General features: G+C 63.3%; 12 protein-coding genes. 5 read left to right on the top strand and 7 right to left on the bottom strand.

The window, feature by feature from the left end; all coding sequences use genetic code 11:
• Positions 1–29 precede the first annotated feature (29 nt).
• The 6 genes from AB4Y43_RS15100 to AB4Y43_RS15075 all read right to left on the bottom strand — a co-directional run bounded on the left by AB4Y43_RS15100 (position 30) and on the right by AB4Y43_RS15075 (position 4,557).
• Positions 30–296, bottom strand: coding sequence for a succinate dehydrogenase assembly factor 2 (locus tag AB4Y43_RS15100; RefSeq protein WP_028202905.1), 267 nt, complete (start codon positions 294–296; stop codon positions 30–32).
• Between the two features lie 15 nt (positions 297–311).
• Positions 312–1,013, bottom strand: coding sequence for a succinate dehydrogenase iron-sulfur subunit (locus tag AB4Y43_RS15095; protein WP_069261394.1), 702 nt, complete (start codon positions 1,011–1,013; stop codon positions 312–314).
• Between the two features lie 28 nt (positions 1,014–1,041).
• Entirely contained in the window at positions 1,042–2,817 is a 1,776-nt protein-coding gene (gene sdhA / locus AB4Y43_RS15090) for a succinate dehydrogenase flavoprotein subunit (RefSeq protein ID WP_069261395.1), read from the bottom strand.
• Positions 2,818–2,821: 4 nt separating this feature from the next.
• Positions 2,822–3,190, bottom strand: coding sequence for a succinate dehydrogenase, hydrophobic membrane anchor protein (gene sdhD, locus AB4Y43_RS15085; protein WP_042273220.1), 369 nt, complete (start codon positions 3,188–3,190; stop codon positions 2,822–2,824).
• Positions 3,191–3,193: 3 nt separating this feature from the next.
• The gene (sdhC, locus tag AB4Y43_RS15080; RefSeq protein ID WP_368728114.1) at positions 3,194–3,610 is read right to left on the bottom strand and encodes a succinate dehydrogenase, cytochrome b556 subunit; all 417 of its coding nucleotides are present in this window, start codon (positions 3,608–3,610) and stop codon (positions 3,194–3,196) included.
• 149 nt (positions 3,611–3,759) lie between these two features.
• Complete coding sequence (locus tag AB4Y43_RS15075) at positions 3,760–4,557, bottom strand: GntR family transcriptional regulator (protein WP_342946963.1); 798 nt, start codon at positions 4,555–4,557, stop codon at positions 3,760–3,762.
• Between the two features lie 602 nt (positions 4,558–5,159).
• Between AB4Y43_RS15075 and AB4Y43_RS15070 the strand changes: the two genes are divergently transcribed.
• The 5 genes from AB4Y43_RS15070 (at position 5,160) to acnA (ending at position 12,412) form a co-directional block, all read left to right on the top strand.
• Positions 5,160–6,146 (top strand): malate dehydrogenase, encoded by a 987-nt coding sequence (locus AB4Y43_RS15070; RefSeq protein WP_069261397.1) that lies wholly within the window; start codon positions 5,160–5,162, stop codon positions 6,144–6,146.
• A 164-nt stretch (positions 6,147–6,310) separates the two neighbouring features.
• On the top strand, positions 6,311–7,324 hold the full coding sequence (locus AB4Y43_RS15065; RefSeq protein WP_368728113.1) for a CoA ester lyase: 1,014 nt from the start codon (positions 6,311–6,313) through the stop codon (positions 7,322–7,324).
• Between the two features lie 286 nt (positions 7,325–7,610).
• Positions 7,611–8,135 (top strand): hypothetical protein, encoded by a 525-nt coding sequence (locus AB4Y43_RS15060; RefSeq protein ID WP_368728112.1) that lies wholly within the window; start codon positions 7,611–7,613, stop codon positions 8,133–8,135.
• Positions 8,136–8,154: 19 nt separating this feature from the next.
• Positions 8,155–9,618, top strand: coding sequence for a bifunctional 2-methylcitrate dehydratase/aconitate hydratase (locus AB4Y43_RS15055; protein ID WP_368728111.1), 1,464 nt, complete (start codon positions 8,155–8,157; stop codon positions 9,616–9,618).
• A gap of 76 nt (positions 9,619–9,694) precedes the next feature.
• Positions 9,695–12,412: an aconitate hydratase AcnA gene (acnA, locus tag AB4Y43_RS15050; RefSeq protein ID WP_069261401.1), complete on the top strand. Its 2,718-nt coding sequence runs from the start codon at positions 9,695–9,697 to the stop codon at positions 12,410–12,412.
• A gap of 100 nt (positions 12,413–12,512) precedes the next feature.
• Here acnA and AB4Y43_RS15045 read toward each other — a convergent pair whose 3' ends face one another.
• On the bottom strand, positions 12,513–13,115 hold the full coding sequence (locus AB4Y43_RS15045; protein WP_069261842.1) for a response regulator transcription factor: 603 nt from the start codon (positions 13,113–13,115) through the stop codon (positions 12,513–12,515).
• Positions 13,116–13,146 lie beyond the last annotated feature (31 nt).

Here is a 13,146-nt window from a genome sequence, read left to right as displayed (position 1 = left end):
GGCGCGGCGCCTCCATATTGCCGCCGCGCTCAGACGTTCCGAAGCAGCTCCAGCACCCGCTTCACGTCCGGGTCGGCAAGGTCGCCTTCTGGTTCCTTGCGCGCGAGCAGCAAGTCCATCAGGTCGTTATCGCTCAGCTCGAGCAGGCGCGTGAGAGCGCCCACGTCGGCGTCGCTGAGTTCATGCTCATAGCGCTCGAAAAACCGCTCAAAAATCAGATCGTTTTCGAGCAGGCCGCGCCGCGCGCGCCAGCGAAGGCGCGCGCGGCGATGGGGGTCAGACTGGTGCGATTCCATTTCAGAACAACAACATCAAACCGCGCGGCGGAACATCAGTTCCTTGATCTTGCCGATCGCCTTCGTCGGGTTCAGGCCCTTCGGGCAAACGTCGACGCAGTTCATGATCGTATGGCAGCGGAACAGACGGTACGGGTCCTCGAGGTTGTCGAGGCGCTCGCCGGTCGCTTCGTCGCGGCTGTCCGCGATGAAGCGGTAAGCCTGCAGCAGACCTGCCGGGCCGACGAACTTGTCCGGGTTCCACCAGAAGCTCGGGCACGAAGTCGAGCAGCTTGCGCACAGAATACACTCGTACAGGCCATCGAGTTCGTCACGCTGCTCAGGCGACTGCAGACGCTCCTTCTCGGGCGGCGGCGTGTCGTTGATCAGGTACGGCTTGATCGAGTGGTACTGGTTGAAGAACTGCGTGAAGTCGCAGATCAGGTCGCGCACGACGGGCAGGCCCGGCAGCGGACGCAGCACGATCTTCGCCGGCAGGTCGTTCAGGTTCGTGAGGCACGCGAGACCGTTCTTGCCGTTGATGTTCATGGCGTCCGAACCGCACACGCCTTCACGGCACGAACGGCGGAACGACAGCGTCTCGTCCAGTTCCTTGAGCTTGACCAGCGCGTCGAGCAGCATGCGCTCGTGCGTGAGTTCCAGCTCGTACGTTTGCATGCGCGGCGCCGCGTCCTTGTCCGGGTCGTAGCGATAGACTTCAAAAATGCGTTTGGCCATTTCCAATTCCTTTTGACTGGCGTGTGCCTTAGAACGTACGCGCCTTCGGCGGCACGGACTCGACGGTCAGCGGTTGCATGTGGACCGGCTTGTAATCGAGTCGGTCGCCTTCGCTGAACCAGAGCGTATGGCGCAGCCAGTTTTCGTCGTCGCGGTGTTCGAAGTCGCTCTGTGCGTGTGCACCACGGCTTTCCTTACGGGCTTCAGCCGAAACCATCGTTGCGCGTGCAACTTCGATAAGGTTCGCCACTTCGAGCGCTTCCACGCGCGCCGTGTTGAACACCTTCGACTTGTCCTTCAGGTGAATGTGCTTCGCGCGCTCAGCGATCTCCGCGATGTCCTTCACGCCGTCTGCCAGCAGCTTCGATGTGCGGAACACGCCTGCGTGCTTCTGCATCGAGCCGCGGATGTCGTTCGCGACGCTTTGCGCGTACTCGCCCGAGGTCGACTTGTCGAGCTCGGCAAGGCGCGAGAGCGCGAAGTCGGCGGCGTCGGCCGGCAGCGGCTTGTGGTCCTTGAGCTCCTTGACGTGCTTGACGATGTGGTTGCCAGCCGCACGGCCGAACACCACGAGGTCGAGCAGCGAGTTCGTGCCGAGACGGTTTGCGCCGTGCACCGAGACGCACGAGCATTCGCCCACGGCGTAGAAGCCGTTGACGACTTCTTCATGACCCTTGGGCGTGCCAACGACCTGGCCGTTGATGTTCGTCGGGATGCCGCCCATCTGGTAGTGGATGGTCGGCACGACCGGGATCGGCTCCTTGATACAGTCCACGTTCGCGAACTTGAGCGCGATTTCGCGAATCGACGGCAGACGCTTCATGATCGTCTCGGCGCCGATGTGCGAAAGGTCGAGCAGCACGTGGTCCTTGTGCGGACCCACGCCGCGGCCTTCCTTGATTTCCTGGTCCATCGAACGCGAAACGAAGTCGCGCGGCGCCAGGTCCTTCAGGGTCGGCGCGTAACGCTCCATGAAGCGCTCGCCGTTCGAGTTACGCAGAATGCCGCCTTCGCCGCGCACGCCTTCCGTGATCAGCACGCCCGCGCCGGCCACGCCGGTCGGGTGGAACTGCCAGAACTCCATGTCCTGCAGCGCGATGCCCGAACGGGCCGCCATGCCGAGGCCGTCACCGGTGTTGATGAACGCGTTGGTCGATGCCGCGAAGATCCGGCCCGCGCCGCCCGTGGCGAACAGCGTGGTCTTGCCTTCGAGGATGTAGACGTCGCCCGTTTCCATTTCGAGCGCGGTCACGCCGAGCACGTCGCCGTCGGCGTCGCGGATCAGGTCGAGCGCCATCCATTCGACGAAGAACGTGGTCTTCGCCGCGACGTTCTGCTGGTACAGCGTGTGCAGCAGCGCGTGGCCGGTACGGTCAGCAGCAGCACAGGCGCGCTGGACCGGCTTCTCGCCGTAGTTGGCCGTGTGGCCGCCGAACGGGCGCTGGTAGATCGTGCCGTCGGCGTTACGGTCGAACGGCATGCCCATGTGTTCGAGCTCGTACACGGCGTTCGGCGCTTCACGGCACATGAACTCGATCGCGTCCTGATCGCCGAGCCAGTCGGAGCCCTTGATCGTGTCGTAGAAGTGGTAGTGCCAGTTGTCTTCGCTCATGTTGCCGAGCGAGGCGCCGATGCCGCCCTGGGCCGCCACCGTGTGCGAACGCGTGGGGAATACCTTCGAGAGCACACAAACCGACAGGCCAGCGCGCGCGAGTTGCAGCGAAGCGCGCATCCCCGAGCCGCCAGCACCGACGATGACCACGTCGAACTTGCGACGCGGCAATGAATTCTTGATTGCAGCCATTCTTTTACACTCTCCAGAGAATCTGAGCGGCGTAGCCGAGGCTGCCCAGCAGCCATGCGATCGTGAGGACGTCCAGCGTGATGCGCAGGCCGACCGGCTTGATGTAGTCCATCCAGATGTCACGCACACCGACCCACGCGTGCAGGAACAGCGCGATCAGGGTGACGAACGTCGCGAGCTTCATCCACTGCGCGGCGAAGATCGAGGCCCAGCCGTCATACGAGAAGTCGTGCGCGCCGAAGAACAGCACGAGCAGCACGATCGTGTAGATCGCCATGATCACGGCGGTGGCGCGTTGCGCGATCCAGTCGCGAATGCCGTAGTGAGCGCCGACGACAAGGCGCTTCGGACCGATACCGTTATTAGCCGACATTTTTTAGAACGCTCCGAAGAGTTTTGCCGCAAAGGCGATCGTGAGGACCGTGGAGACGATCACGACGACGAGGGAGGTCGACTTGCCTTTTTCCTTGCTCACGAGGCCATGGTTGAAGTCCATGCACAGGTGACGCACGCCAGCGCAGAAGTGAAACAGGAACGCCCACCCGAGGACCAGCACGATGAGCTTGACGATGATATTGGAGAGGAAGCCCTTGAATACCTCGAAGCTAAGCTCCGAAGTGAGGCTCTGGTCCAACAGGAACAAGATGAAAGGCAGGAACAGGAACAACAACGCACCGCTGACGCGGTGGCCGATCGACACACGACCGGCCAGAGGCAGGCGGTATGCGAACAATATCTGCCCAAGCCCGATGTTCCGGTATTCCGGCCTCGGTTTTTTTGCGGCTTCTGCCATGCTAGACCCCTACTATGTGTTAACACTAATTCGCAATTTTAGCGCCTTTTCATATCGCGCTGCAGCGAAATCCACGTCGGGTACGGCTGGTGGTGCGCGCAAGCAAAGGCACTCTGGGGAAGGCTCCGCGCCTTTTGCGCGGTCGCCCGTCAACTCAAATCGTTCTGATAGTAGTACCCGGTTGTGACATACCATCCGCGGCGCACCTCGACCGGCCGGTCTCCATAGGTATATGACACGCGCTCGACCGACAGCAAAGGAAAACCTGCGGGCACCTTGAGAAGATCGGCCACCGAGGGCTCCGCGGCCACGGCGCGGATCTTCTCGGTCGCACGAATCATGCGCGTGCCGAATTCCGCTTCGAACATGGCGTAGAGCGGGCCTTTGTACTCGGCGAGGCGCTCGCTCGTGAGCCCGCGGAACACCCCGCCGGGCAGCCAGATTTCGTCGAGCACGGTGCTCTCGCCGTCGAACTGCAAGAGACGCCGGATCAGCACCACCGGGTCCGAGGGCTTGAGGTCGAGCTGTCGCGCGATCTCGGCCGAAGCGCGCAGGCGCCGGCACTCGAGCAGCTTGCTCACGTGCGGGTGCTCCGCGCCGTCATCGGCGAGTAATCTAAGAAAGCGAAACTGGGCGCGCTCTTCGTTGTGCGTTGCAACAAACGTGCCCTTGCCCTGGCGGCGCACCAGCAGATTGTCGGCAGCCAGCTCGTCGATCGCCTTGCGCACGGTCCCCTGGCTCACCTTGTAACGGGCGGCCAGTTCGACTTCGCTGGGGATGATTTCGCCGGGCTTCCATTCGCCGGACTCGAGGCTCTGGGTAATGAGCCCCTTGATCTGCTGGTACAGCGGACTGAAGGTCGGGGACGGCGGAACCGCGGGCGCAGACGCTTGAGCCCCGCTCTCGGGAGCGGTGGAATTCGCGTTGCTGGCCGGGTTTGCACTCATGGCGCGCATTTCAACATAAAGCCCCCTACGCATCAAGCATTTTGCCTGCAATAGTTATGTCTTATATAAGACATAAGATACTGTTGACTTTGACCCTGACGACTCCTACACTCCCGATCGAGCAAGGGTTTGCGGGCGGCCTGCATGCTAATTTCAGGAGATGAAAAAGGCATGACGAAGAGGCGCCGCCGGCTGCATCCACCTCGTGGCGAATGCGCCGCGAGCCGCCTTGCACGATGCTGTTCCCTCACGCAGTAAACGCAGTAAAGGTTTCGATCCGCCCAGCCGGCACGCGTGAGTCGTTGCGCGCCGCGCGTCTGTGGTAGAGCCCGAGCGAGCTGTTGCAGGAGTCGGCACACGCGAAGCGGCCAGCGTCTGGTGTCCCTCGAAGGGCGCCCCGTTCACCTCTTGCCATGTTGCACAGGTTACCGGCACGGCGGTCCGTGCCGGCGGCGCACGCTTCACGGCTTGTCAGTCATGGTCGTTCCAGTGAAGCGCGCACGCCGGCGATCAAGACCGCCTGTTTCACCTACGCTTCGTGTATCGCGCATATAGAATGGCGTTTTACCCTGGCGTCTAACGCATCTTCCTGGAGATTTTCAATGGCTAAGCCCGCAAAGCGCGTTGCCGTCACCGGCGCCGCAGGTCAGATCGCTTACTCCCTGCTGTTCCGCATTGCGAATGGCGACCTGCTCGGCAAGGATCAGCCCGTCATCCTGCAACTGCTCGACCTGCCGCAAGCGCAAGCCGCCGTCAAGGGCGTCGTGATGGAACTGGACGACTGCGCATTCCCGCTGCTCGCGGGCGTGGTCATCACCGACGACCCGAAGGTCGCGTTCAAGGACGCCGACGTCGCCCTGCTGGTTGGCGCACGTCCGCGCTCGAAGGGCATGGAGCGTAAGGACCTGCTCTCGGCCAACGCCGAAATCTTCACGGTTCAGGGCAAGGCGCTGAACGACGTCGCCAGCCGCGACGTGAAGGTGCTGGTCGTCGGCAACCCGGCCAACACGAACGCCTACATCGCCATGAAGTCGGCTCCGGACCTGCCGAAGAAGAACTTCACCGCCATGCTGCGTCTGGACCACAACCGCGCGCTCTCGCAACTGGCCGCCAAGTCGGGCAAGCCGGTCGCTTCGATCGAGAAGCTCGCCGTGTGGGGCAACCACTCGCCGACGATGTACCCCGACTTCCGTGTCGCAACGGCGGAAGGCCAGTCGCTGACCAAGCTGATCAACGACGACGAATGGAACCGCAACACGTTCATCCCGACGGTCGGCAAGCGCGGCGCGGCGATCATCGAAGCGCGCGGCCTCTCGTCGGCAGCTTCGGCCGCCAACGCTGCAATCGACCACGTGCGTGACTGGGTCCTCGGCACGAACGGCAAGTGGGTCACGATGGGTATCCCGTCGGACGGCTCGTACGGCATCCCCGAAGACATCATCTACGGCGTGCCGGTGACCTGCGAAAACGGCGAATACAAGCGCGTGGAAGGCCTCGAAATCGACGCGTTCTCGCGCGAGAAGATGGACGGCACGCTGGCTGAGCTGCTCGAAGAGCGCGAAGGCGTCGCTCACCTGCTCGGCAAGTAAGCCGGCTGGACGAACGGAACGCGCGTTTGACGCCCGTTCCGTTCTGCTTTATGGGCACGCGGGGCAGCCTCCGCGGCCCGCCTCGACCCGATCCGCATGCGCCTTGCCGGCAGGGCGCATGCGAATCCGGTATCTCCTACAAAACTCGACTCCCGACGCCGAAGATGCGCGCCATTCTGCCAGCCGAAGTGCTGTTTGACGGCGAAGCGCCGCCCGCCATCCTGCCCGCATGCGACCACTACGCGGGCAGTGAGAAGCTGATGCTCAAATCGCTCGCGCTGCAGCAGCAGTTGGGCCCGGTATTCGACATCACGCTCGATTGCGAAGACGGCGCGCAGGTCGGCCGCGAAGCCGAACACGCCGAACTCGTGGCGTCGTTCATCGGCGGCGAACACGACCGCTTCGGCCGCATCGGCGTGCGCATCCACGATTTCCATCATCCCCACTGGCGCGACGACGTGCGCATGATCCTGCGCGCCGCGAAGCGCGCGCCGGCCTTCATCACCCTGCCGAAGATCCGCGCCGTGGGCGACGCCGCCGAAATGACGGCGTTCATCGAGGCCACGCGCGTCGAGATGGGGATCGACAAGCCCATTCCCGTTCAATTGCTCGTCGAAACGCATGGCGCACTCGCTCGTGTGTTCGACCTCGCCGCGCTGCGCGGCGTCGAGTCGCTGAGCTTCGGGCTGATGGACTTCGTCTCCGCGCACGACGGCGCGATTCCCGACACGGCGATGCGCTCGCCCGGCCAGTTCGACCACCCGCTCGTGCGCCGCGCGAAGCTCGAAATCGCGGCCGCGTGCCATGCGTTCGGGCGCGTGCCCTCGCACAACGTCAGTACGGAAGTGCGCGACATGGACGTGGTGGCGAACGACGCGCGCCGCGCACGCAACGAGTTCGGCTACACGCGCATGTGGAGCATTCACCCGGCGCAGATTCCCGCAATCGTGGCCGCTTTCGCGCCGCGCGACGAAGAAATCGCGCTGGCCGCCGAAATCCTGCTGGCCGCGCAGCACGCACAATGGGGTCCGACACGCCACGGCGACACGCTGCACGACCGCGCGAGCTATCGCTATTACTGGTCGGTGCTGCGCCGCGCGCGCGCCACGGGCCGCGCCGTGCCGGCCGAAGCGGCGCCGCTGTTCGCGAGCGGGGAGCCGACGCGGGAGTCGGCATGAATGCGCGCCGGGAAGACGCAGAAAACGTTTTCAACATACTGCGCCAAGGCAAACAGGCGCATCGCGCGCCACCTGGCGCAGCGACGGCAGTCACGGACAGTTACAGGCAGTTACTTGCGAACCACGGCGCAAACAACACCGGGCCGGAGAAATTGAAGTTCATGGCGATAAATAGGTGAAAATAGCGTCCGCTGCGCGCTTTCCGGGCGCGCGCAGTGCAAACGGCGGTTGCCTGTTCAACCGCGCACTGATCAACCGCTTTTAGATAGATAAAGGTTTGACACTCATGAAGAAACTGCTGATCGCCGCTGTCATCGGCACGCTGTCCTCGACGCTGATGCTGGCTGCCACCGACGCCGCCGCACAAGGCACGTCGACCACGACCGCCAAGAAGCCGGCTCCGAAGCATCGCATCATCAAGCGCAAGGCCAACCCGGCCAAGGAAGCGAAGATGGATCCGATCCCGGAAGGCTCGGAGCACTGGAGCTGCGCTGAAGGCGCACAATTCGACCTGAAGGGCGACATGGCGCGTGACCAGATCGTCACCGTTCACTGGGCGAACAAGAACTACAACCTGCCGCGTCAGGTCACGACCACGGGCGCCGACCGCTTCCACGACGCCGCCACCGGCCTCGACCTCGTCGTGATCCCGACGAAGGCCATGCTGTTCTCGGACAAGGACAGCTCGCGTCTGGCCGACGAGTGCAAGACTGTTGCAATGCAGCAAGGCGCAATGGCGCCGACCCAGGCTCAAGCGCTGAACCCGGCTAACCGCGCTCCGGCAGCCGCCAGCGGCGCCGCGGGCCAGTAAGGACCGCAGGATCGCCTCGATGTCCGCCCTGATCTCCAACGTCAGGCCGCAGCCGGACCAGGTACTGGTCGATATCGTCGATTACGTGCTGGGCGGGTTTGCCAAAGACGGGGTTGACAGCGCGCTCGCGCTGACGACGGCCCGGCATTGCCTGATCGATACCCTCGGCTGCGGACTCGAGGCGCTCTCCTACCCCGCCTGCACCAAGTTGCTGGGACCGATCGTGCCGGGCACGATCGTCCCGCACGGTGCGAAAGTGCCGGGCACGCCATTCCAGCTCGATCCGGTTCAGGCCGCGTTCAACATCGGCGCGATGATCCGCTGGCTCGACTTCAACGACACCTGGCTCGCCGCCGAATGGGGCCATCCGTCGGACAACCTGGGCGGCATCCTCGCGACCGCCGACTGGCTCTCGCGCACCGCCGTCGCACAGGGCAAGCCGCCACTCACCATGAAGCACGTGCTCGAAGGCATGGTGAAGGCGCACGAGATCCAGGGCTGCATTGCGCTGGAAAACTCGTTCAACCAGGTCGGTCTCGACCATGTGCTGCTCGTGAAGCTCGCCTCGACCGCCGTGGTCGGACAAATGCTCGGGCTCACGCGCGACGAGCTGATCAACGCCGTTTCGCTCGCGATGGTCGACGGCCAGTCGCTGCGCACCTACCGCCACGCGCCCAATACGGGCTCGCGCAAGTCGTGGGCCGCAGGCGACGCCACCTCGCGCGCCGTGCGCCTAGCGCTCATGGCGAAAACGGGCGAGATGGGCTATCCCTCGGCGCTCACGGCAAAAACGTGGGGCTTCTACGACGTCTCGTTCAAGGGACAGCCGTTCAGGTTTCAACGCCCCTACGGCACGTATGTCATGGAAAACGTGCTGTTCAAGATTTCGTTCCCCGCCGAATTCCACGCGCAGACCGCTGCCGAAGCCGCGATGACGCTGCACGGCGTGCTGGCGCAACGCGGCAAGACGGCTGGGGACATCAAGCGCATCACCATCCGCACGCATGAAGCGGCCATCCGCATCATCGACAAGAGCGGCCCGCTTGCCAACCCGGCCGATCGCGACCACTGTATCCAGTACATGGTCGCCGTGCCGCTGATCTTCGGCCGCCTCACCGCCTCCGACTACGAAGACGACGTCGCGAGCGACCCGCGCATCGACGCGCTGCGCGCGAAGACGGTATGCGTGGAAGACCCGCAATTTACGAAGGATTATCACGATCCGGACAAGCGCTCGATCGCGAATGCGCTCACCATAGAGCTCATCGACGGCACGACGCTCGACGAGGTCGTAGTCGAGTACCCGATCGGCCACAAGCGGCGCCGCGAAGAAGGCATTCCGCTGCTGATCGAGAAGTTTCGAATCAACCTCGCGCGCCGCTTCCCCGCGAAGCAGCAGCAGGCGATTCTCGATGTCTCGCTCGACGAGGCGCGGCTTTGCGCCCTGCCCGTCAACGAGTACGTCGACATGTATGTGATCTGAGCAATCAGGCAGGTATCAGTGACAGCAGCAAACGAGCAGTAAGCGTTATTTCCGCGATTAAACGAAGGAAAACACTATGGCCCACAATCTCCACAAAACGCTAAAAGAATTCGACAGCGGTTCCGGCAAAGGCAAGTTCTACTCGCTGCCGCAACTCGGCAAGCAGCTTGGCGTGAAGATCAATCGTCTGCCGGTCTCGATTCGTCTGGTGCTCGAGTCTGTGCTGCGTAACTACGACGGCAAGAAGATCGCGGAAGAGCACATCGAGCAACTCGCGAACTGGAAGCCGAACGCCACGCGCGTCGACGAGATCCCGTTCGTGGTCGCCCGCGTCGTGTTGCAGGACTTCACCGGCGTGCCGCTGCTCGCCGACATCGCCGCCATGCGCGGCGTGGCAAAGCAGGTCGGAAAGGACCCGAAGGTCATCGAGCCGCTCGTGCCGGTGGATCTCGTCGTCGACCACTCGGTCCAGATCGACTACTTCCGCCAGAAAGACGCGCTCGACCTGAACATGAAACTGGAATTCCAGCGCAACAACGAGCGCTACCAGTTCATGAAGTGGGGCATGCAGGCGTTCGACACGTTCAAGGTCGTGCCGCCGGGCATCGGCATCGTCCACCAGGTGAACCTGGAATACCTCGCGCGCGGCGTGCACAAGAAGGCCGAGGGCGGCGATACCGTCTACTACCCGGACACGCTCGTCGGCACCGACAGCCACACCACGATGATCAACGGCATCGGCGTGGTGGGCTGGGGCGTGGGCGGCATCGAAGCGGAAGCCGGCATGCTCGGCCAGCCGGTGTACTTCCTCACGCCTGACGTGGTGGGCGTCGAGCTCAAGGGCAAGCTGCGCGAAGGCTGCACGGCAACTGACCTCGTGCTGACCATCACCGAAATGCTGCGCAAGGAGAAGGTCGTCGGCAAGTTCGTCGAGTTCTTCGGCGAAGGCACGGCGTCGATCGGCGTGCCCGACCGCGCGACGATCGGCAACATGGCGCCGGAGTACGGCGCGACGATGGGCTTCTTCCCCGTCGACGAAAAGACGATCGACTACTTCAAGGGCACGGGCCGCACGCAAGCCGAAATCGAGGCGTTCGCGAACTACTTCAAGGCGCAGGACCTCTTCGGCGTGCCGAAGGCCGGCGACATCGACTACACGAAGACGCTCGTCCTCGACCTCGGCACGGTCGCACCGTCGCTGGCCGGTCCGAAGCGCCCGCAAGACCGCATCGAAATCGGCAACGTGAAGTCGACCTTCACGGACCTGTTCTCGAAGCCGGTCGCGGAAAACGGCTTCAACAAGAAGGCCGCCGACCTCTCCGCCGAATACGCGGCGGGCGACAAGGTCAAGCTGCACAACGGCGACGTGCTGATCGCCGCGATCACGTCGTGCACGAACACGTCGAACCCGAGCGTGCTGCTGGCCGCCGGTCTGCTCGCGAAGAAGGCCGTGGAAGCGGGCCTGACGGTCGCGCCGCACATCAAGACGTCGCTCGCGCCGGGATCGCGCATCGTCACCGAATACCTGACGAAAACGGGCCTGCTGCCGTACCTCTCGAAGCTCGGCTTCGAACTCGCGGCATACGGCTGCACGACCTGTATCGGCAACGCCGGCGACCTGACGCCCGAACTGAACGAATCGATCGTCAAGAACGACGTCGTCGCGGCTGCGGTGCTCTCGGGCAACCGCAACTTCGAAGCGCGTATCCACCCGAACATCCGCGCGAACTTCCTGGCCTCGCCGCCGCTGGTGGTCGCATACGCGATCGCGGGCAACATCACGCGCGACCTGATGACGGAACCGGTGGGCAAGGGCAACGGCGGCCGTGACATCTACCTCGGCGACATCTGGCCGACGAGCGACGAAGTCAACGCGCTGCTCAAGTTCGCGCTCGATCCGGACGCGTTCCAGAAGAACTACAGCCAGCTCACGAAGAAGGGCGACCTGTGGAGCAAGATCGAAGGTGAAGAAGGTCAGGTCTACGACTGGCCGAAGTCGACCTACATCGCCGAGCCGCCGTTCTTCGGCAGCGATTTTTCGATGACGCCGTCCTCGGGCGTGCCCGAAATCAAGGGCGCGCGCGCACTGGGCATCTTCGGTGACTCGGTCACGACCGACCACATCAGCCCGGCTGGCTCGATCAAGGAAGACTCGCCCGCAGGCAAGTGGCTGAAGGAAAACGGCGTGCAGAAGGCCGACTTCAACAGCTACGGCTCGCGCCGCGGCAACCACGACGTGATGATGCGCGGCACCTTCGCGAACGTGCGTATCAAGAACCTGATGATCCCGGCGAAGGCCGACGGCACGCGCGTGGAAGGCGGCCTGACGATCCATCAGCCGAGCGGCGAACAGCTCTCGATCTATGACGCAGCGATGAAGTACATCGACGCCGGCACGCCGACCATGGTGTTCGCAGGCGAAGAGTACGGTACCGGTTCGTCGCGTGACTGGGCAGCCAAGGGCACGCAGCTGCTGGGCGTGAAGGCCGTGGTCGCACGCAGCTTCGAGCGTATCCACCGCTCGAACCTCGTTGGCATGGGCGTTCTGCCGCTGCAGTTCAAGGGTTCGGACAGCGTTCAGTCGCTCGGCCTGACCGGCGAAGAAACGTTCGACATCGAAGGCCTGACGGACGACTTCAAGCCGCAACAGGACCTGACGCTCGTGATCCACCACAAGGACGGCAAGGACCAGCGCGTGCAGGTGCTGCTGCGCATCGACACGCCGATCGAAGTCGACTACTACAAGCACGGCGGTATTCTGCCGTTCGTGCTGCGCTCGCTGCTCGCGGCGTAAGTACGCAGTTTTTTGCAGGTGCCGCGCCCGGCAACGGGTGCGGTCACACTTGGAGCCCGACGCAAGTCGGGCTTTTTTTTCGACTGGGCTCCGGGTCGAGCTATTCGATCAGCTTGTTCAACGTCGCAAACTCGATCAGCGCCGCAAGCGACGACACGCCGAGCTTGTCCAGTACGCGGGTCTTGTAGGTGCTGACGGTTTTATCGGAAAGCCCAAGCCGTGCCGCGATACCCTTGTTGCTCAAACCGCGCGCTAGATACTGCAGGACTTCGACTTCGCGAGGCGACAGCCCGTTGAGCGCGACGTCGCGTCCGCCGCCGCAGCTACCTGCCGGGAAGCAGTCGTAGCCGAGCAAGACCGCCTTGACCACACCGCACAGTTCCTCCACACCGCGATTCTTGTTGACATAGCCGTTCGCGCCCGCGACGCGCGTGTGATTGGCCATGACCAGCTCGGGCTTCGCAGAGAGCACGAGAATGCGTGCGCCGGGCTGCGTCGTGCGAACGCCGCGGATCACGGAAAGGCCGTCGAGCTTCGGCAACTCGAGGTCGAGAATGACCAGATCGGGATGCAGTTGCTGGACGAGGCGCAGGCCCGCTTCGCCGTCGCTGCACTCGCCGACCAGTTCGTACTCCGTATTGAGCACGTTGGCGAGCATCTTCAGCACGATCGGATGGTCGTCGATGACGACGACGCGTTTCATTTTTTGTTCCATGGTGGCGTATTTGTTTGAC

The organism is Paraburkholderia sp. BR10872 (genome assembly GCF_040965835.1).
Taxonomy (GTDB): Bacteria; Pseudomonadota; Gammaproteobacteria; order Burkholderiales; family Burkholderiaceae; genus Paraburkholderia; species Paraburkholderia nodosa_A.
Note: the sequence above shows the minus strand (reverse complement) of the source record. Positions and strands in the feature narration are given on the sequence as shown.